This window comes from Bradyrhizobium sp. CCBAU 11430 (genome assembly GCF_028128855.1).
GTDB lineage: Bacteria > Pseudomonadota > Alphaproteobacteria > Rhizobiales > Xanthobacteraceae > Bradyrhizobium > Bradyrhizobium ottawaense.
In genome coordinates this window covers 167,551-186,215 of the sequence record NZ_LBJV01000070.1, presented here as the reverse complement: position 1 = coordinate 186,215, position 18,665 = coordinate 167,551, and the positions used below count along the sequence as shown (strand labels likewise).

The 18,665-nt window shown below is 63.8% G+C and carries 20 protein-coding genes; 7 read left to right on the top strand and 13 right to left on the bottom strand.

Annotated features, from left to right (window positions below; genetic code table 11):
* Window positions 1-7 precede the first annotated feature (7 nt).
* The 3 genes from XI04_RS30640 (at window position 8) to XI04_RS30630 (ending at window position 2,369) form a co-directional block, all read left to right on the top strand.
* Entirely contained in the window at window positions 8-1,276 is a 1,269-nt protein-coding gene (locus XI04_RS30640; RefSeq protein ID WP_038948318.1) for a CCA tRNA nucleotidyltransferase, read from the top strand.
* Window positions 1,273-2,043: a sulfite exporter TauE/SafE family protein gene (locus XI04_RS30635; protein ID WP_028141713.1), complete on the top strand. Its 771-nt coding sequence runs from the start codon at window positions 1,273-1,275 to the stop codon at window positions 2,041-2,043. Before XI04_RS30640 ends, XI04_RS30635 begins: the two co-directional genes overlap by 4 nt.
* 149 nt (window positions 2,044-2,192) lie before the next feature.
* The gene (locus XI04_RS30630) at window positions 2,193-2,369 is read left to right on the top strand and encodes a hypothetical protein (RefSeq protein WP_162832244.1); all 177 of its coding nucleotides are present in this window, start codon (window positions 2,193-2,195) and stop codon (window positions 2,367-2,369) included.
* Window positions 2,370-2,423: 54 nt separating this feature from the next.
* On the opposite strand, the gene XI04_RS30625 is transcribed toward XI04_RS30630, so the two are convergent.
* The 13 genes from XI04_RS30625 to XI04_RS30565 all read right to left on the bottom strand — a co-directional run bounded on the left by XI04_RS30625 (window position 2,424) and on the right by XI04_RS30565 (window position 13,917).
* Window positions 2,424-3,329 (bottom strand): universal stress protein, encoded by a 906-nt coding sequence (locus XI04_RS30625; protein ID WP_271610718.1) that lies wholly within the window; start codon window positions 3,327-3,329, stop codon window positions 2,424-2,426.
* A 188-nt stretch (window positions 3,330-3,517) separates the two neighbouring features.
* Entirely contained in the window at window positions 3,518-3,688 is a 171-nt protein-coding gene (locus XI04_RS30620) for a hypothetical protein (protein WP_154694107.1), read from the bottom strand.
* Window positions 3,689-4,057: 369 nt separating this feature from the next.
* The gene (mnhG, locus tag XI04_RS30615; protein WP_038948315.1) at window positions 4,058-4,408 is read right to left on the bottom strand and encodes a monovalent cation/H(+) antiporter subunit G; all 351 of its coding nucleotides are present in this window, start codon (window positions 4,406-4,408) and stop codon (window positions 4,058-4,060) included.
* Complete coding sequence (locus XI04_RS30610; protein WP_028141712.1) at window positions 4,405-4,686, bottom strand: K+/H+ antiporter subunit F; 282 nt, start codon at window positions 4,684-4,686, stop codon at window positions 4,405-4,407. The genes mnhG and XI04_RS30610 overlap by 4 nt, the downstream gene beginning before the upstream one ends.
* Entirely contained in the window at window positions 4,683-5,171 is a 489-nt protein-coding gene (locus XI04_RS30605) for a Na+/H+ antiporter subunit E (protein ID WP_212476733.1), read from the bottom strand. The genes XI04_RS30610 and XI04_RS30605 overlap by 4 nt, the downstream gene beginning before the upstream one ends.
* On the bottom strand, window positions 5,168-6,790 hold the full coding sequence (locus tag XI04_RS30600; RefSeq protein ID WP_271608313.1) for a monovalent cation/H+ antiporter subunit D: 1,623 nt from the start codon (window positions 6,788-6,790) through the stop codon (window positions 5,168-5,170). Before XI04_RS30600 ends, XI04_RS30605 begins: the two co-directional genes overlap by 4 nt.
* Window positions 6,787-7,128 (bottom strand): Na+/H+ antiporter subunit C, encoded by a 342-nt coding sequence (locus XI04_RS30595; RefSeq protein WP_152103383.1) that lies wholly within the window; start codon window positions 7,126-7,128, stop codon window positions 6,787-6,789. Before XI04_RS30595 ends, XI04_RS30600 begins: the two co-directional genes overlap by 4 nt.
* The gene (locus XI04_RS30590) at window positions 7,128-10,049 is read right to left on the bottom strand and encodes a monovalent cation/H+ antiporter subunit A (RefSeq protein WP_271608312.1); all 2,922 of its coding nucleotides are present in this window, start codon (window positions 10,047-10,049) and stop codon (window positions 7,128-7,130) included. The genes XI04_RS30595 and XI04_RS30590 overlap by 1 nt, the downstream gene beginning before the upstream one ends.
* A 543-nt stretch (window positions 10,050-10,592) precedes the next feature.
* Window positions 10,593-10,799 (bottom strand): YodC family protein, encoded by a 207-nt coding sequence (locus XI04_RS30585; RefSeq protein ID WP_028141708.1) that lies wholly within the window; start codon window positions 10,797-10,799, stop codon window positions 10,593-10,595.
* Window positions 10,800-11,163: 364 nt separating this feature from the next.
* Window positions 11,164-11,904: an HAD family hydrolase gene (locus XI04_RS30580; protein ID WP_038948312.1), complete on the bottom strand. Its 741-nt coding sequence runs from the start codon at window positions 11,902-11,904 to the stop codon at window positions 11,164-11,166.
* On the bottom strand, window positions 11,901-12,788 hold the full coding sequence (hemF, locus tag XI04_RS30575; protein ID WP_271608311.1) for an oxygen-dependent coproporphyrinogen oxidase: 888 nt from the start codon (window positions 12,786-12,788) through the stop codon (window positions 11,901-11,903). Before hemF ends, XI04_RS30580 begins: the two co-directional genes overlap by 4 nt.
* Before the next feature lie 19 nt (window positions 12,789-12,807).
* Window positions 12,808-13,440, bottom strand: coding sequence for a 7-carboxy-7-deazaguanine synthase (gene queE / locus XI04_RS30570; RefSeq protein ID WP_028141705.1), 633 nt, complete (start codon window positions 13,438-13,440; stop codon window positions 12,808-12,810).
* Window positions 13,441-13,458: 18 nt separating this feature from the next.
* Window positions 13,459-13,917: a tRNA (cytidine(34)-2'-O)-methyltransferase gene (locus XI04_RS30565; RefSeq protein ID WP_271608310.1), complete on the bottom strand. Its 459-nt coding sequence runs from the start codon at window positions 13,915-13,917 to the stop codon at window positions 13,459-13,461.
* Window positions 13,918-14,204: 287 nt separating this feature from the next.
* Here XI04_RS30565 and petA point away from each other — a divergent pair, with 287 nt between their 5' ends.
* The 4 genes from petA to XI04_RS30545 all read left to right on the top strand — a co-directional run bounded on the left by petA (window position 14,205) and on the right by XI04_RS30545 (window position 18,453).
* Entirely contained in the window at window positions 14,205-14,735 is a 531-nt protein-coding gene (gene petA, locus XI04_RS30560; protein WP_028141703.1) for a ubiquinol-cytochrome c reductase iron-sulfur subunit, read from the top strand.
* Window positions 14,736-14,797: 62 nt separating this feature from the next.
* Window positions 14,798-16,870 (top strand): cytochrome b/c1, encoded by a 2,073-nt coding sequence (fbcH, locus tag XI04_RS30555; RefSeq protein WP_095426908.1) that lies wholly within the window; start codon window positions 14,798-14,800, stop codon window positions 16,868-16,870.
* Between the two features lie 261 nt (window positions 16,871-17,131).
* On the top strand, window positions 17,132-17,806 hold the full coding sequence (locus XI04_RS30550) for a dienelactone hydrolase family protein (protein ID WP_028141701.1): 675 nt from the start codon (window positions 17,132-17,134) through the stop codon (window positions 17,804-17,806).
* Window positions 17,807-17,838: 32 nt separating this feature from the next.
* The gene (locus tag XI04_RS30545; protein WP_271608309.1) at window positions 17,839-18,453 is read left to right on the top strand and encodes a hypothetical protein; all 615 of its coding nucleotides are present in this window, start codon (window positions 17,839-17,841) and stop codon (window positions 18,451-18,453) included.
* Window positions 18,454-18,665 lie beyond the last annotated feature (212 nt).

The following is an 18,665-nucleotide window of genomic DNA, read 5'->3' as shown; positions in this document are numbered from 1 at the left end:
CCGCACGATGAGCGCGGAGCCGATACTTGCCCCGATTCTTGCCGATGCGCCCTGGCTGACCGCAGGCGGGACCGCGCGCGTCCTGCAATTGCTCAACGTCGACGGCGAGGAAGCGCGCGTGGTCGGCGGCGCCGTACGCAACGCGCTGCTCGGTCTTCAGCCCGGCGACATCGACATCGCGACCACCGCGCGGCCGGAGGAGGTGATCCGGCGCGCCAAGGCCGCCGGCATCAAGAGCGTGCCGACCGGCATCGACCACGGCACCGTCACGCTGGTGATCGACAGCCACCCCTATGAAGTCACGACCCTGCGCGAGGACACCGAAACCTTCGGCCGCAAGGCCAAGGTCGCGTTCGGCCGCGACTGGGTCAAGGACGCCGAGCGGCGCGACTTCACCATGAACGGCCTGTCGGTCGATGCGCGCGGCGTCGTCTACGACCATGTCGGCGGCATCGCGGATGCCAAAGCGCGCCGCGTGCGCTTCATCGGCGATCCCGACCAGCGCATCACTGAAGATTATTTGCGCATCCTGCGCTTCTTCCGCATCCACGCCGCCTTTGGTGCCGGCGATCCCGACCGCGACGGCTATCTCGCCTGCATTCGGGGGCGTGCGGGTCTTGCCAGCCTCTCGGCCGAGCGGGTGCGCATGGAGATGCTGAAGCTGCTGGTGGCCGGCGGCGCATCCGCGGCCGTGCTGGCCATGGCCGAGGGCGGATTGCTGCAAGCGCTGATCGGCGGCGTTGCCTATACCGGGCCGCTGTCGGCGATGATCGCGATCGAGCGCGAACTCGGCCTCATCGCCAGCAGCACGCGGCGCCTCGCCGCGCTGACCGTCGCCGTGACCGAGGATGCCAAGCGCGTCGCCGCGCGTCTGCGGCTCTCCAATGCAGAGACCAAGGCACTGGATTCGATGGGCCACCGCTGGTGGCGCTTCGCCGCCAAGGATGAGGCCAATGCACGGCGGCTGCTCTATCGGCTCGGCCCCGAGCGCTATCACGATCGTGTGTTGCTCGGCTGGGCGCGCGCCGGTGGCGACGTCACCTCGATGCGCTGGCGCGCTCTCGCCGAGCTGCCGCAGCGCTGGACTGCGCCGAAATTTCCGCTGAAGGCCGCCGACTTCATCGCGCGCGGTCTGGCCGAAGGACCAGCGCTCGGACATGTGTTGACGCTCGCCGAGGACGCTTGGCTTGCGGCGGATTTTCCCCTAGAGGAAGCCGCACTTGCTTCCATCGCCGATCAAGCTGCGGCACGCATCAGCCGCGACGAGAGAACGTGACCATCGTCTCAGGTTTCGCCGACATCTCGATCTTTCAGCTCCTGCTGGTGGCGTTGATGGCGTTGTTTGCTTCGATCATCGGTGGTCTCGCCGGCTACGGCACCGGCGCCCTGATGCCGCTGGTGCTGGTGCCGCTGGTCGGCGCCGAGCCGGTGGTGCCGATCATCGCGATCTCCGCCATCTTCACCAATTCCAGCCGAGCCGTTGCCTATCTGCGCTACGCCGACCGCCGCCGCGCGCTGATCGTGCTCGCCTGCGCCGCGCTGACGACCGCACTCGGCGCCTACGGCTATACGCGTCTCACCAATGCCGGCGCGGCGCTCGTGATCGGCACCATGCTGATCCTGAGCGTGCCGCTGCGCCGCGTCCTCCGCCGCCGAAAGGTCAAGATCGGCGACAGCGGCCTTGCCGCCGGGTCGGTCGGCTACGGCGTGCTGGTCGGCGGCACCTCGGGCTCAGGCGTGATCCTGCTGTCGCTGCTGATGGCCGCAGGCCTCGAAGGCGCCGCCGTGATCGCAACAGACGCGATGATCTCGCTCGGCACCGGCCTCATCAAGATCTCGGTGTTCGGCCTCGCCGGTGCCGTGACCGCGCAGGTGCTCGCCTTCGCGCTGCTGATCGGAGCGATCGCGATCCCCGGCGCGTTCCTGGCAAAGGCCTTCGTGGAGCGGATGCCGGTGCACATCCACACCGTGATCCTCGATGTCGCCGTGATCACCGGAGGGCTGGTGATGATCTCGGCGGCGGCGAGGCAACTGATCGGGTAGCTGCTTCCTTCATTGCCGAGGACTCGTCTGAATATCGTTGAAGCTTGAACGCAACACCTTTCGCTTCATTGCGTTGACTCTGGACTTTGGCGTCACAATCCTGGTGGCAGACCGGTTGGTAGCCAAGTGCCAGACCTGGAGATTAGGCTATGCCCAAGCAGTACGAGACGCCGGAGCAGCGGGAGAAGCGTGAACTCGACGAGGAACTCGATCGACAATTGCAGCAGACGTTTCCAGCCAGTGATCCGCTGAAAATCACCCGGAGTCCGAACAAACGAACCGCACCAAGGTTGGCTGCCCGCGACGCCGAACGACGACGCCGCTAGGTTCGGCGCCCCTCTCGGCCCTGTGAACGGCACGGGGATGAGCCACGGCACGCCTCACGCCTTCAGTTCGGACGCGACTGCCTCCTTCGCCATCCCGAGCTTGGGGCTGGCGGGGGGGGGGACGACCAGGACGTCCACGTTCAGCGAGCGCAGGACTTCCTCCGTTACGCTCCCGATCAACGCCCGAAGCAATCCGGATCGGCCGTGCGTACCCATCACGAGCATGTCGGGCCGCTTCTCCTCGACGGCACGGGTGATGATCTGCATGGGTCCGCCTTCGCCGACGCGAAGAGACCATCGTCGCGTGCCGAACTCGTTGGTCACCAGAAAACTGGTCAGTTCCTCCATTGCCCTGTGACGTTCGCTCTCGACATATCCGGTGATGACGGCCGAGCTAGCCCCAGAGCTGATCAATCGCGTCTTGGCCATCGGCGAGAAGGCGTGAAGAAGCGTCGCTCCGTCTTCCTCCAGAAGTCCGGTGGACAGGCCGATGCGGATTGCTTCAGCCGATGTTTCCGACATGTCGATCGGCACCAGAACCCGTTCATAGCGCCGCTGGGCCTCGTTGTTCACCATCAGCACGGGATATTTTCCACCGCGAATGACACGTTCGATGGTGGTCCCTGTAAAAATATCGCGCAAAAATTGCTTGCGATGGCCGCCCATCACGATGAGATCTGCGCCGACTGCTGCGGCCGCGCGCAATATCCCGTCGAAGGGATGGCCCTTGACGACGGTCGGATAGCAGCGAGCGTCATGCAGCTCGGGCATGGACCCGATCTGCTCCACCAGCACCCGCTGTGCCTCCCGCTCTTCCATGCGGACCAGATCGGCCGGCTGGTCTTCATCAACGACGTGAACAAGGTGCAGCTCGGCACGGCGGGAGCGAGCCAGAAGGCCAGCTTGCCGGAGCGCGCGATGGGAGCGCGTAGAGAAATCTGTCGCAGCGACGATGATCATGTCAGGACCCTCATATTGGCCAACGATGGCAATCGATTTCGTGCCAGCGGTGGAAATTCGATTGGCTTGGAAGCGACTCATGCCCGCGAACGCGCGGACGCGCCGCGAGAGGCGGAGCGCGGTAACGCGTCGCGGTCAAAAGCAAATGGTGCACACGGCGGCAGGGGGTGACAAAGCACCCTCCAAAGTCACCTTTTCGGATCGCGAGGAATCGGCGGCGGACGGCGCGCAAATGCCGCGCGGAATCCGTCGGGATCGCAAATCCAGATGAACATCATCCACGAGGTCAGGACGAGCAACGCTGAAAATACCGACATGAGGAACTCCCGGCTTGGTTTGGAATCGTCGAGTTGCCGCACCCGGGCGATCCGCAATCGCCCGGGTCACCGGCCGATCTGCAGCCGGTTCCCCTGAATTCGATCTCGTGGCACTTTGGTCATCACGGCCTCTGTTTGGGATGCGGCCGATTTCCGAGCGGCATCCCGCATTGCTGGCGTGTCTGAAGCCTCGCCCCTCGGAAGCGCGGCGCGTGCCGAACGCGGAGCCAATTGCTCCGGTCGCACGGCCGGCTGAAGGTTGCGGCGAACTCGCGCGCAGCTCGGCATCATCCACGCGCTAGACGTAGGCATTCGCCGCGAGAATCAAATGCGACATTTAGCCGGCCTTGGCCGATCCGCAGAGCCGCCTGCAATCAGCGCGTGGTCGTTTGTGGCGCCGTGTGCTTCGTCCTAATTATTCTCCGGTTCGCGCGCTGGCGGACTTTGTTCGGCGGTATCGCGGAATCGGGCTGCGCCGACCAACACAGTCAGCGCGATAGGGGTGGTCACGACGCCAAGCCCTACAATCAGGATTTCGTGCAACACCGGTCTGCTCTGCAGGACCGAGAAGTAGACCATCGAAGCGGCCGCGATAAAGACGGTGCCGAGCGTCGTCCCCAGCGTCGGCGCATGGACCCGCTCGTAAAATGTGCCGAGACGCAACAGGCCGAGCGAACCGACAAGCGTGACGGCCGCGCCAGTGAGCAGAAGAACTGCCGTGAGAACCGCTGCCCAGGGCGGCAATTGTTCGATGCCGTTCATTCGATCACCTCGCCGCGGAGCAGAAACTTGGCCAGTGCAACCGTCGCGACGAAGCCGAACAGCGCCATGGCCAGAGCCGCCTCGAAATAAAGCGCTTCGCCGGATCGAATCCCGAACGTCAGAAGCAACAACATCGCGTTCACGGACAACGTGTCGAAGCCCAGGACGCGATCCTGTGCCCGCGGCCCTAGAAAGATGCGGAAGGCGCCGCAGCCGATCGCCAACCCGAGCAGCACTTGCGCGGCAACGAGCGAATAGGTCAGCATGAGCTGGCTCATTCGAATATCTCCAGCAGATGGCGTTCGTAGCGGTCCTTGATCGTGCGGATCCACTCGTTTTCATCGACGAGGTCCAGAACATGGATCATCAACGAACCCTTCTGAGCGTCGAAATTCACCCACAGCGTTCCGGGGGTCGACGTGATGATGCAAGCCAATGAGGCCAGCCCGTACGGGCTGCGCATGTCGAGGGGAATTTTCACGAACCCCGACGTTCGCTGTCGCCGTCCAAAACCGAGAACGATTTGTCCAACCGCCAGATTGGAGCGGACGATGTCGACCGCGACCAGTCCCAACAGTCGCAGAATGACGCGGGGTCGTCTGACCAGCACGCTCGGTAACTCCAGCACGGTGAGAATCCGCCCGCCGACGAGCGCGACCATGCAGCCGAGGAGGATGTGCCCGAGCGTGGCTGCTTGATTGAGCAGCAGCCACAATGCGAGAAGGCAGAAGCTCACGATCGGAAAGGGCAGAAAGCGTGTCATTTGCCCTCCGCTTTTCGGCTGCCTTCGAGGGCGGCCTCCAGGACGTCGCTGACGTAGCCCGCCGGCGCGTGCAGAGATTGTGCCGTAGCCTGCATGAAACGGATCACGGGACCGGCCAGGACCGTTTGGGCGGCGCAGATGATCAGCAGGAACATGATCGGCGCCATCTCGATCACGCGCACGCGCGGCACGGTGCGATCGGGCGAGGCCCAGAAGATGCGGAGTCCCGCGCGGGCCATCGCGACCAACGTCGCGAAACCAGAGAAGATCAGCACAACGAGAAGCGCCCATCCGCTGCCGGGAACGGCGCCGTTTTGATGCGTTTCTGTCGGATTGAGCGCCGCCGCGAGCAGCGCGAATTTAGCGATGAAGCCGGACAGCGGAGGCAGCCCGGCGATGACCAGCGCACAGCCGATGAAAGCGACGCCGAGTAAGCCCATCGTGGCTACGATGGCGGTGCCGACGTCCTCTTCCGCTTCGCCTGTCTCGTCCTCTTCTCCATAGGCTTCCCGGGTGACGGCGATCATGTCCGCTCCAGGTTCGCGGCCGCGTTCGATGAGCTCGACGAGAAGGAAGAAGGCGCTGATGCCGAGCGTCGAGCTGACCAGGTAAAAGAGCGCTGCACCGGTGATGCCGACCTGTCCCATCCCCGTGGCAGCGAGCACCGTTCCGGAGGATACGAGCACCGAGAAGCCGCCGAGGCGTGCGGTATCCTGCGATGCCAACGTGCCGATCGCTCCGAACAGGGTCGTCGCCAAGCCGCCCCACAATAACCAGTCGCTGCCGAAGCCGGCCGATGCGCCGGCGCCTTCGCCGAAAAGCAAAAGCGACAGACGCAGTAAGACATACACGCCGACCTTCGTCATGATCGCAAAGATCGACGCCACCGGCGGACTTGCGGCTGCGTAGGCCGTCGGGAGCCAGAAGCTCAGAGGCCACATTCCGGCCTTGAGCAGGAAGGCGACCGCCAGCACGCCCGCACCTGCTTCGAGCAAGCCCCGGCTCTCGGCGGCGATGGCGGGCACTCTTGCCGCGAGATCCGCCATGTTGAGCGTCCCGGTGACGCCGTAGATCAGGCTGACCCCGATCAGAAACAACAGCGACGCCGCCAGGTTCACGACGATGTAATGCAGCCCCGCCTTCACCCGTGCAATGCCGGAACCGTGCAGCAGAAGGCCGTATGATGCCGCCAGCAACAGCTCGAAGAACACGAACAGGTTGAAAAGATCGCCAGTGAGGAAGGCGCCGTTGAGGCCCATCAGCAGGAATTGAAACAGGGAATGGAAATGCGCGCCTGCCCGGTGCCAACGGGCAAGAGAGAACACCGCCGAGGCCAGCGCCAGGACGTTGGTCAGGAGCAGCATGAGGGCGGACAGCCGATCGAGAACGAGGACGATTCCGAACGGAGCAGGCCAATTGCCCAGACGGTAGACTTCCCTGGTTCCTGCATCGGACATTCCGAGCAAGACCACCGCGATGCAAACGAGTGCAACGGTTCCGGTGACATTGAGGCCTGCCACGATGGCTCGGTGTCTTTCTCCGTTGAGCAGCAGCATGCCGGCACCTGCCAGCAAAGGCAGGAGGATTGGCGCGATGACCAGACTTGCAGCGCCGCTCACGCTTCCGGCTCCTGACCGTCCACATGATCGGTCCGTGCCAGGCCGCGCGATGCGAGCAGAACCACCAGGAACAGGGCGGTGGTCGCGAAGCTGATGACGATTGCAGTCAGCACCAGCGCCTGCGGGACCGGATCAGCGTGCTTGGCGACATCGCCGATCTCCTTTGCGATAAGCACCGGAGCCCCGCTCCGCACCCGCCCCACGGCCACGATGAAGAGATTGACGGCGTAAGAGAGCAATGACAGCCCGATGATGACTTGAAACGTGCGCGGCCGGAGGATCAGCCACACGCCGGACGCCGCAAGCGTACCGATACCGATCGCCAGCACGAGCTCCATCAGACCAGTTCCTCCTTCGACCGCTCGCCGGGCAAGCGCTGGCCGGTCTGGAGTGGACCTCCGTAGCGACGCAACGATTGATGCGCGATTGCGATGAGCATCAGCACCGTGGCACCGACCACGAGCGAGAACACGCCGATGTCGAAAAGGAAGGCGCTGGCCATCGGGACACGGCCGACCAGAGGCAGCTCGGCATACGCAAAGTACGAGGTCAGGAAGGGGTATCCGAAGACGCAGGCGGCGGCTCCCGTGCCCCCCGCCAACAGAAGCCCGAAGCCCATCCAGCGCACGGGCATGACGTGAAGACGAGCTTCCACCCATGCCGTGCCGCGAGCCATGTACTGCAGGATGAACGCGGTCGCCATTGCGACGCCTGCCACGAAGCCTCCGCCTGGAAGGTCATGCCCGCGCAACAGGAGGAAGATCGCCACGACGCCGATCACCGGAAACAGCAGCCCCATCATCAGCGCCGCAGTCTCCGTTGTATCCTTGGCAGTGTCTCCCTTCTGTCGATCGGGATGCGCTTCGTCGTGGCTATCCTGCGCGTGCTGCTGTTCGGGAACGGGAATGCTCTCGGGCGCCGGACGGAAGCGGCGCAAGAGCGCGTAGACGGTCAGTGCAACGACCGCGAGCACCGTGATCTCGCCCATCGTATCGAATCCGCGGAAGTCCACCAGGATGACGTTGACCACGTTGGTTCCGCCACCTTTCGTGTACGCGTTTTCGACGAAGTATCGCGAGATGCTGTCCGTAGCCGGGTGCTGCATCACTGCCAGCGCGAGCGTGGCCAGCCCGACGCCGGCGAAGAGTGCGATAGCGAAGTCACGCACGCGGTGCCATCGAATCCTGCCGGCGGCCTGGCTCGCGCCGACCGGTGCGACGCGCTTCGGCAACCATCGCAAGCCGAGCAACAGGAGAACCGTCGTCACCGTCTCGACGACGATCTGCGTCAGCGCGACATCGGGAGCGGACAGCCACACGAAGCTGACGCAGGTCACGAGACCGGCAGTCCCGAGCAGGATCAGCGCGACGACGCGATGGAATTTAGCCTGGACCGCAGCGCCGATGGCGCAGGCAGCGCCCACCGCCCAGAGCAATGCAAAGGTGAGGTCAAACTTGGCCCCTAGGGGATTCGCCAGCATGATGCCACGTGAATAGAGTGGCAGCAGGGCAGCGACGAACGCCACGCCGGCCAGGATCCTCAACTGTGGCTGGAGATGTCTCGTCCCGAGCTTGCTCGCCAGCCAGCGTGCAAGTCGCCAGGATAACGTCACCATCATCCAGTCAAAGATCTGCTTGCCGCTGAAGCGGCCGAGCAAGGGCGGTCCCTCGTTGACGAGGAGGTAGGAGCGCAGCATCACATAGACGCCCACCCCACCCACCATCGCCAGGACGCTCATCAGCAGTTCGGGGGTAAAGCCATGCCATATTCTCAGGCTGTACTCCGGCATCCTGGAACCGAGAACTGCTCCAGCAGCGGTATCGAGGATAGGTGCAACGGTTAACGCGGGAGCGATGCCCACGACGATACATGCGAGCACGAGAAGCTCGGCCGGAAGTCGCATCAGGAGCGGGGGCTCGTGAGGCGTGCGCGGGAGGCCGACCGGGGCCGGGCCGAAGAACACGTCGCGAATGAACCGGAGCGAATAGGCCACGCTGAAAGTGCTCGCGGCGGTGACGATATAGGGAAGCGCTCGATCGACCAGCGAGTTGTCATGAATCTCGATCGTCTCGGCGAAGAACATCTCTTTCGAGAGGAATCCGTTCAGCAGCGGCACACCGGCCATCGACCCGGCGGCGACCATGGCCAGAGTCGCCGTGATCGGCATGAACGCCCAGAGACCGCTCAAGCGGCGAATGTCGCGAGTGCCGGTTTCGTGATCGATGATGCCCGCGGCCATGAACAGCGATGCCTTGAACGTGGCATGGTTCATGATGTGGAAGATCGCTGCGATCTGCCCGAACGGCGTATCCAGTCCGGTCAGGAGCGTGATCAAGCCGAGGTGGCTGATCGTCGAGTAGGCCAGCAGCCCCTTCAAATCCTGCTGGAACACCGCGAGAAATGCGCCCAAGAGAAAGGTGATCAAACCAGCCGATCCCACCAGCCACAACCATTCGTTCGATCCGCCCAGGGCCGGCCAGAGCCTGACCAAAAGAAACACGCCGGCCTTCACCATCGTTGCCGAATGGAGATAAGCGGATACGGGGGTCGGAGCCGCCATCGCGTGCGGCAGCCAAAAATGGAACGGAAATTGGGCGCTCTTGGTCAGCGCGCCGAGCAGGACCAGCACGAGTGCAGTGACATAGAGCGCGTGCGAACGGATCGCGTCTCCGGAAGCGAGCACCTTGTCCAGGTCATAGCTGCCTACGATGTGACCGATCAGCAGCACGCCGGCGAAGAGGCAAAGTCCGCCGGTCGAAGTGATCACCAGCGCCATTCGTGCGCCGTCCCTTGCAGCCGAATTGTGATGCCAGTAGCTGATCAGCAAGAACGAAAACAGGCTGGTCAGTTCCCAGAAGAAAACCAGTTGCAACAGGTTGCCGGAGAATACGATCCCCAGCATTGCGCCCATGAACGCGAGCAGGAAGGAAAAGAAGCGCGGAACGGGATCGCTTGGCGACATATAGTAGCGGGCATACAGCACCACCAGAAAGCCAATTCCGGTGACCAGCATTGCGAAGGCCCATGCGAAGCCATCAAGTCTCAGCGCAAACGCGAGTCCGAGTTCGGGCACCCACTCCGTTCGCCACCCGATGACGCCACCATTCGCGACATCGGGATAAGCCGTGGCGATGAGGCCGAACGCGGCGAGTGCAACTCCTCCGGCGAGCCATGCCTCGGCGTTGCGCGCATTGACCTGCAACAGGGCGGCAATGAAGCTTCCGGCGAAAGGAAGGACGAGAACGGCAAGGAGGAACATTTGCGTTCATTGCCCCAAACTGCGAGGTGGCGAGAGGTCGTCCGCTGGTCCTCAATTGCTTAGCCGACGCGGGCGGATATCTCTACTGCTAGATTTTCGCGATGGTCCGACTTGAGCGGGCGGAAATTGCGGCCGCGAGAGCGCCGCGCAGAGCATAGAAGCCCCGGGGCGCGATGTGCGCCAGCCACTCATCTCGACGTGGCGGAAATTCGGAACGGTGTCACGCTATCTGCCGGAACGTTCGTTGTTCCATCGCAGGTGCGCGTGGATGCTGCGTTCGACTATATCCACCGCGGTCCAAAATTGCGGCTCACAGTCGCGTCAAACTGTCGCCCCTGTCTGCTGGAGAGCGAATGATCGCCTTTAGCGACGCGCGCCCCAGCATGATTCGAAATCAGACGAGCTGTCTACAAAGGCCTTCATCGCAAGTCCCGCAATCATCTGGCGATGTCCGCTACCGCGCCGTTGTTGGCGGAGAAGCGGACATCACGAGCAGCCGGAGCGAAGCGCTCCGATCTAACGAGGATGCAGTCTTAGGTGTGCCTACTCCTCGTCTTCGTCGTCCTCGTCGTCATCATCCTCGTCCACTTCTTCCAGGCGCTCGAGCACGGCGAGCGGCAGCGTCTCGCGAAACAGGTCGCCTTCGACGCCCATCCAGAGACAGATCACGTCGTCGCCCTTCACGTTCGCGACGGTCAGCGGCTGGCCGCCGGATTTCAGCATGACGATATCGCCGGCTTTCAGTTCCATGGATGGTCCTTTCGGTTGATTGACTTAAGAAGCTAACAAGCCGGCATGACGCGCCGATCACGGGATGCGGGATCAGTGGATGTCCTGCGGCAGCGCGCATCCGCTGCCAGACTGCTGAAACGCCGATGATGGAGTGTCAAGCCGGAGCAGTCCCATTGCGAGAGGCAAAGGCGCTTCTCGGATGGGGTGCGCAGGGGGTACGTCCCGTGCGTCGCGATGATGGCATCATGCGCCTGTTTTGCCCGACAGGTCAAATCATTTCGTAAAATCAGAAATTCATTTTGCGCGTGCTGTAAGCCGTTGTAATTGCAGCAGCGCCCTACTGTGCATGGGGTTGTTTTCGATATTTTGTCTTCGGGCTCGGTTACGGCCGCTCCGGCACCAGCTCGGTCAGCGAGCGGATGATGCGGTCGGGCCTGACCGTCGAGCCTTCGGGCAGGCCGTCGCCGTGCACGTCGATCCAGATCGAATAGATGCCGAGGCGCTGCGGCGTCACCACTTCCCATTCCAGATTGTCGCCGATCATCCAGGTGTCCCTTGCGGAAACGCCCAGCGCCTCCATCGCGTGCAGATAGGCGCGCTCCTCCGGCTTGCCGAAACCGTGCTCACCCTCGATCTGGATATGGTCGAAGCGATGAGTCAACTCGAACCGCTCGACCTTGGCGCGCTGCATGTCGGCGGCGCCGTTGGTGACCAGCGCGAGCTTGATGCCGCGTGCCCTGAACGCGTCGATCGCATCATGCGCGCCGGGGAAGACGAAGATTGCTTCCTCGCGATAGGTGGTGAAGCGGTCGGCGATGCGATCGGCGAGATCGTCGGGCAGGGCGCGATGGCCGTTTGCGGCGAGCGCGGCGAAGCCGCCGCGCACGGTGAGCCTCCGCGCCTCGCCGAGCTTCATCCGCCAGATCGGCTCCGCAGTCGACCAGAACTGCCGCGCAAAGGCGAGCACCGCGGTTGCGACTTGCGCCGGCGGCAGCGGCGCCAGCTCTTCGGCAAACTCGTTCGCGATCGTGTTCCAGGCGATCTCGGGCCGGCCATAGGCCGACAGGATGGTGTCATCCATGTCGATCAGCATGGCGCGCGGCAGCGGCCTCGAAACAGTCATGGCCACTTCACCTCCGGCGGCATCGACGACAGGATCGAATCCACATTGCCGCCGGTCTTCAGCCCGAAGATGGTGCCGCGATCGTAGAGCAGGTTGAATTCGACATAGCGGCCGCGCCGGATCAATTGCTCCTCGCGGTCCGCGGCGGTCCAGCCTGCCGCCAAATTGCGCCTGACGATGTCGGGATAGATCTTCAGGAAGGCGCGGCCGACGTCCTTGGTGAAGGCGAGGTCGGCGTCCCAGTCACCGCTGTCGTGCCAGTCGTAGAAGATGCCGCCGATGCCGCGGGCCTCCTTGCGGTGCGGCAGGTAGAAATATTCGTCGCACCATTTCTTGTACTTGTCGTAGTCGGCAACGCCGTTCGGCTGGTTGCAGGCTTGCTTCATCGCGGCGTGGAAGGCGATGCTGTCGGCATCGTCCTGGGTGCGCCGTCGGTCGAGCACCGGTGTGAGATCGGCGCCGCCGCCGAACCAGGCTTTCGTGGTGACCACGAAGCGGGTGTTCATGTGCACGGCGGGCACGTTCGGATTGCGCATATGCGCGATCAGCGAGATGCCGGAGGCCCAGAATTTTGGATCGTCCGCGGCGCCGGGGATCTGGGCGCGAAATTCGGGCGCGAACTCGCCGTGCACGGTCGAGCAGTGCACGCCGACCTTCTCGAACAGGCGGCCGTGCATCATCGACATCACGCCGCCACCTCCAGCCGCGCCGGTATGGTCGGTGCGCTGCCAGGGCGTGCGCTTGAAGCGGCCGGCTTCGCCTGGATAAAGGCTTTGCGGGGCGTCGTCCTCGAGCCGCTCGAAGCTGGCGCAGATGTCGTCGCGCAAGGCTTCGAACCAGGTGCGGGCGCGGGTCTTGCGGTCGTCGATCGTCGACATGTCCATCTGCATTCCCAGTCGCGTCCTATCTGATGCCGAGCGATTTATGCGTCTGCACGCTGAGCCGCCATTGCGGATGATGCAGGCAATAGTCGATCGCGCGCGCGGTGTTCTCGATGACCTCCGGTCCGTCCATCGGCTGCAGCGAAAAGCGCTCGAAGGCGAGGCCCTCGAACGTCTCGGGCGCGGCGAGGGCCTGCGGATAGACCAGCTTCAGCTCGTGGCCCTGGCGCAGCACCAGCTCGCTGCCGCCCTTGGGACTGACGCAGATCCAGTCGAGCCCCTCCGGCGCTGCGATGGTGCCGTTGGTCTCGACGCCGATCTCGAAGCCGCGGGCGTGGAGCGCCTCGATCAGCGCGGCGTCGACCTGGAGCAGCGGCTCGCCTCCGGTCAGCACCACGTAGCGGTTGGCGGCGGCCGCAGTCCATTGCGCGGCGATGGTGTCGGCGAGCTCCGCGGCCGAGCCGTAGCGGCCGCCGAAGGTGCCGTCGGTTCCGACGAAATCCGTGTCGCAGAACTTGCAGGTGGCCTCAAGGCGGTCCGCCTCGCGGCCGCTCCAGAGGTTGCAGCCGGCAAAACGGCAGAACACGGACGCGCGCCCGGCATGGGCGCCTTCGCCTTGCAGGGTCAGGAAGATTTCCTTGACCGCGTAACTCAATCGCCTCTCCTCAATCTATCAGGCTTGCGGGTTCCGGATCTGCCGCAGCGCCTCGCCCGCGGCCATGGCCGCGGTCATGGCGACATTGAGCGACCGCAGCCCTGCTTTGATCGGAATCACCAGCCGCGCATCCGCAGCCTCGACCACCGCGTCGGTGACACCGGCGCTCTCGCGCCCGAATAGCAGGATGTCCGACGTCTGGTAACGGAAATCGCGGTAGTCGGTGGCAGCTTTCGTGGTGAACAGCAGCAGGCGGTAGCCATGTGCGGCGCGCCAGTCCTCGAATTTGGCCCAGGAGTCGTGCCTGACAAGGCTGACATGATCGAGGTAGTCCATTCCCGCCCGGCGGAACAGGCGGTCGGAGACGGGGAAGCCCGCCGGTTCGATGATATGGGCGGCGATGCCCAGGCAGGCGCAAAGCCTGAGAATCGTGCCGGTGTTCTGGGCGATGTCGGGTTGGAAAAGCGCTATCTGCATGGGCTATGCGAGGGCTGTATCGGGGGCGATGCGGGCCGGAAATGTCTCAATAAAACATCGCCTGCCCGGGAATTCGTGCATGGCACGCTCCCGCGCCGATAGCGGGCTTGCGCTCGCCCGGCAAGGGTGCCAATAGAACGATTCTGGACTGCTGTTTCACCCGTTTAGAGGTGAATGAGCGAAGTTCTGCCGCCGCGGGGGGCCGCGGGCGCCGGCAGACTGTTCCGGGGACCTTGGGGGCTCCTGGAGCGGTTCCACCGGTGGCGTAAGAAGAAAGGGTTGGAATCGTGACGACAGCGTCTTCGGCGGACCATCCGACACGCCGTGATTTCTTATTCGTTGCAACCGGGGCAGCTGCAGCAGTAGGGGGCGCGGCCGCGCTCTGGCCCTTCATCTCCCAAATGAATCCTGACGCTTCGACCATCGCCGCCGGTGCGCCGATCGAGGTCGATCTCAGTCCGGTCGCCGAAGGTCAGGACATCAAGGTGTTCTGGCGCGGCAAGCCGATCTACATCAGCCACCGCACCAAGAAGCAGATCGACGAGGCGCGCGCCGTCAACGTGGCGAGCCTGCCTGATCCCGAGACCGACGAGGCGCGGGTCAAGTCCGGCCATGATCAATGGCTGGTCGTGATCGGCATCTGCACCCATCTCGGCTGCATCCCGATCGCTCATGAAGGCAGCTACGACGGCTTCTTCTGCCCCTGCCATGGTTCGCAGTACGATTCGTCCGGCCGCATCCGCCAGGGGCCCGCGCCCGCTAACCTGCCGGTGCCGCCGTACCAGTTCGTTTCCGACACCAAAATCCAGATCGGCTGAGCCTCGGACCCTCGTCCGAAGCTTCGCGCCGTCTCGTCGTACTATTTCCTCAGGATCGCATCATGAGCGGACCATCCGACTACCAGCCGAGCAATCCGGCCCTGCAATGGATCGAGCGGCGCCTGCCGATCCTCGGCCTCATGCACTCCTCCTTCGTTGCCTATCCCACCCCGCGTAACCTGAACTATTGGTGGACCTTCGGCGCCATCCTCTCCTTCATGCTGGGGATGCAGATCCTGACCGGCGTGATCCTGGCGATGCACTATACGCCGCATGCCGATCTCGCCTTCAAGTCGGTCGAGCTGATCGTCCGTGACGTGAACTACGGCTGGCTGCTGCGCAACATGCATGCGGTCGGCGCATCGATGTTCTTTGTCGCCGTCTACGTTCACATGTTCCGCGGCCTCTATTACGGGTCCTACAAGGAGCCGCGCGAGGTGCTGTGGATCCTCGGCGTCATCATCTACCTCTTGATGATGGCGACCGGCTTCATGGGCTACGTGCTGCCCTGGGGCCAGATGAGTTTCTGGGGCGCCACGGTCATCACCAACCTGTTCTCCGCCATTCCCTATGTCGGCGAGAGCATCGTGACGCTGCTGTGGGGCGGCTATTCGGTCGGCAATCCGACGCTGAACCGCTTCTTCTCGCTGCATTACCTGCTGCCGTTCTTGATCGCGGGCGTCGTCGTGCTCCACGTCTGGGCGCTGCACGTCGCCGGCCAGAACAATCCTGACGGCGTCGAGCCGAAGACGGAAAAGGATACGGTGCCGTTTACGCCGCACGCGACCATCAAGGACATGTTCGGCGTCGCCTGCTTCATGCTGCTCTACGCCTGGTTCATCTTCTACATGCCGAACTATCTCGGCGACGCCGACAACTACATTCCGGCGAACCCGGGCGTGACGCCGCCGCACATCGTGCCGGAATGGTATTACCTGCCGTTCTACGCGATCCTGCGCTCGATCCCGAACAAGCTCGCCGGCGTCATCGGGATGTTCGGTGCGATCATCATCCTGTGCTTCCTGCCCTGGCTGGACGCCGCGAAGACGAGGTCGTCGAAGTATCGCCCGCTGGCCAAGCAGTTCTTCTGGATCTTCGTCGTGGTCTGCATCCTGCTCGGCTATCTCGGGGCGCAGCCGCCGGAAGGCATCTACGTCATTGCCGGCCGGGTCCTGACGGTCTGCTACTTCGCCTACTTCCTGATCGTGCTGCCGCTGCTCTCGCGCATCGAGAAGCCGCGGCCGGTGCCGAACTCGATCTCGGATGCGGTGCTGGCCAAGACCGGCAGCCGATCGACGCCGATGGTCTCGACCGCGATCATGCTGGCGCTCGCCGGTTCGTTGTTCGCAGGCTCGGTCGACAGCGCGAAGGCGTCTGAAGGCAGCGATACGCCTCCGGGCAACAAATGGTCGTTCTCCGGCCCTTTCGGTAAGTTCGACCGCGGCGCGCTGCAGCGCGGCCTGAAGGTCTACAAGGAGGTCTGCGCCAGCTGCCACGGCCTGTCCTATGTGGCCTTCCGCAACCTCGCCGAGCCCGGTGGGCCCAGCTATTCGGTGGCGCAGGCGGCGGCCTTCGCGTCGGAATACAAGGTCAAGGACGGTCCGAACGATGCCGGCGACATGTTCGAGCGTGCGGGGCGTCCGGCGGACTATTTCCCCTCGCCGTTCCCGAACGAGCAGGCCGCTCGCGCGGCGAACGGTGGCGCGGCGCCGCCGGACCTCTCCCTGATCACCAAGGCGCGCTCCTATAAGCGCGGCTTCCCCTGGTTCATCTTCGACTTCTTCACCCAGTTCCAGGAGCAGGGCCCGGACTACGTCTCGGCATTGCTGCAGGGCTTCGAGGACAAGGTGCCGGAAGGCGTGACCATTCCGGAGGGCTCGTACTACAACAAGTACTTCCCGGGCCACGCCATCAAGATGCCGAAGCCGCTCAGCGACGGCCAGGTGACCTATGACGACGGCTCGCCGACCACGGTCGCGCAATATTCCAAGGACGTCACCACCTTCCTGATGTGGACCGCCGAGCCGCACATGGAAGCGCGCAAGCGCCTCGGATTCCAGGTCTTCGTGTTCCTGATCCTGTTCGCGGGGCTGATGTACTTCACCAAGAAGAAGGTCTGGGCCAGCTCCCACTGAGTGCTCTGATGCGACGAGAAATGAAGAAGCCCCCGCAAGGGGGCTTTTTTGTTGGGTCCGTGTCCCGCAGGCGCGAAGCGCGAGCCGGGACCCAGAATGCTCGTAGCTGGACCCCCGGATCTGCGGCGCGTCACGCCGCAAGGGGCGGCGCGCTGCGCTGCATCCGGGGCACGAGAGTTTGTTTGCGCGGTGATTGCGTCGTTCGCATGCACCCGCCAAAATGCCACCAACCGCTCCCCCAAGATCTCATCGGAGGACACCATGGGAACCGCCATCACCTTCAAGCGCCCGGACGGCAAGGACGCCTCGGGCTATCTCGCCAATGCCGCGCGCGGCAACGCGCCGGGCGTGGTCGTGATCCAGGAATGGTGGGGCCTGTCGGACCAGATCAAGGGCCTGTGCGACCGCTTCGCGTTGGCCGGTTTCGACGCGCTGGCACCCGATCTCTACAAGGGCAAGGTGGTGCCGTATCACGACACGGACAGCGCCAACAAGGAGATGAACTCGCTCGACTTCATGGACGCCACCACGCAGACCGTGCGCGGCGCCGCGCAATACCTGTCGCGTAACGGCGCCAAGGTCGGGCTGACCGGCTTCTGTCTCGGCGGCGCCGTCACCATCATCGGCTCGGTGCATGTGCCAGAGCTCGCGGCCGGCGTCGTGTTCTACGGCATCCCGCCGGAGCAGGCGGCCAAGCCCGCCGACGTCAAGATCCCGCTCCAGGCCCATTTCGCCAACAAGGACGATTGGTGCACACCGGAGCTGGTCAGCGGCTTCGAGAAGGCCATGAAGGCCGCCGGGAAGTCGCTGGAGCTGTTCCGCTATGACGCCGAGCACGCCTTCGTCAACGAGCAGCGCCAGGCCGTGCACGACCGCGAAGCCGCCGAACTCGCCTGGGGACGGGCGACGGAGTTTTTCAGGAAGCATCTGGGTTGAGATGGGAGCAATCGACCAGGGGCAGCGAGGGAATGTCGACATCGTTTCTCACGCGCCGCGTGCTCGGCTCGATCGTTCGACCGGTGATCGTCCTTGGCGTCCTGCTGCTGACGGCAGCTCAGGCGCCGGGACAACAAGCCTTCGTCACGCTGAACGGTAATCTCAAAACCGAGGCCTGGTGGGTCATCGCGGAATTCCAACCCTTCACGGCGGAGGTTCGCGGTATCCCCGCGAACCAGATCCGCAAGAGCTGGTGCAAGGCGACTGAATTCCGCAAGGACCTGATCCCCAAAGAGCTGATGTTCGAGAACGGCACCGACGCGATGAAGGGCGCCGGCATGTCCTTTACCATCGAGGGGCGCTTCGACGGCGGCGCCACGAAGCAGATCGCCGTGGTCGGCGTGTTTCAGGAGTGTGCGGGTCCCAAGGGCAGGTTCATGCTGCTCCTCGATCAGGCGGACGGCGAGAAGCCGAAGATCCGCTTTGTCGACGCCATACGCACGAACCGCCAGTTCGCCGCTCTCTCGAAGGACAAGGGCGGCAAGCTCGTCCTTTGGGGATGCATGGAATGCGACGGCTATTCCGTCCTCAAATGGGATCGAAAGAAGAACCGGTTCGGCTGGGAGCCGCAGGCCGAGGAGCCCTGAGCCAAGCAGAAGCGGCAGCCGGACGCTGCGCGCCCCGGTCGCGGGGAGTAGGTTTCTCACCTTGACGCCGCCCCCGCGCCATGGTGAGTATCCGCCCATGAGCACCGCAGCCTGCCCAGCCCGTCTTTGGTGGCGCACCTCCTAACGAGGTGGCCGGTGCGATTTACCTTTCCCAAATCGTCTGAGGTCGCCTGCACAGTGCGGCGGCCTTC

Excerpts from the sequence above, each read along its gene's own strand:
- XI04_RS30625 (WP_271610718.1), bottom strand. The coding sequence starts at position 3,329 with ATGATCATCGTCGCTGCGACAGATTTCTCTACGCGCTCCCATCGCGCG.
- hemF (WP_271608311.1), bottom strand. The coding sequence starts at position 12,788 with ATGGACATGTCGACGATCGACGACCGCAAGACCCGCGCCCGCACCTGG.
- XI04_RS30630 (WP_162832244.1), top strand. The coding sequence starts at position 2,193 with ATGCCCAAGCAGTACGAGACGCCGGAGCAGCGGGAGAAGCGTGAACTC.
- XI04_RS30550 (WP_028141701.1), top strand. The coding sequence starts at position 17,132 with ATGGGAACCGCCATCACCTTCAAGCGCCCGGACGGCAAGGACGCCTCG.
- XI04_RS30580 (WP_038948312.1), bottom strand. The coding sequence starts at position 11,904 with ATGACTGTTTCGAGGCCGCTGCCGCGCGCCATGCTGATCGACATGGAT.
- mnhG (WP_038948315.1), bottom strand. The coding sequence starts at position 4,408 with ATGAACGGCATCGAACAATTGCCGCCCTGGGCAGCGGTTCTCACGGCA.
- fbcH (WP_095426908.1), top strand. The coding sequence starts at position 14,798 with ATGAGCGGACCATCCGACTACCAGCCGAGCAATCCGGCCCTGCAATGG.
- XI04_RS30545 (WP_271608309.1), top strand. The coding sequence starts at position 17,839 with ATGTCGACATCGTTTCTCACGCGCCGCGTGCTCGGCTCGATCGTTCGA.
- XI04_RS30565 (WP_271608310.1), bottom strand. The coding sequence starts at position 13,917 with ATGCAGATAGCGCTTTTCCAACCCGACATCGCCCAGAACACCGGCACG.
- XI04_RS30590 (WP_271608312.1), bottom strand. The coding sequence starts at position 10,049 with ATGTTCCTCCTTGCCGTTCTCGTCCTTCCTTTCGCCGGAAGCTTCATT.
- XI04_RS30640 (WP_038948318.1), top strand. The coding sequence starts at position 8 with ATGAGCGCGGAGCCGATACTTGCCCCGATTCTTGCCGATGCGCCCTGG.
- XI04_RS30610 (WP_028141712.1), bottom strand. The coding sequence starts at position 4,686 with ATGAGCCAGCTCATGCTGACCTATTCGCTCGTTGCCGCGCAAGTGCTG.
- XI04_RS30605 (WP_212476733.1), bottom strand. The coding sequence starts at position 5,171 with ATGACACGCTTTCTGCCCTTTCCGATCGTGAGCTTCTGCCTTCTCGCA.
- XI04_RS30595 (WP_152103383.1), bottom strand. The coding sequence starts at position 7,128 with ATGGAGCTCGTGCTGGCGATCGGTATCGGTACGCTTGCGGCGTCCGGC.
- XI04_RS30585 (WP_028141708.1), bottom strand. The coding sequence starts at position 10,799 with ATGGAACTGAAAGCCGGCGATATCGTCATGCTGAAATCCGGCGGCCAG.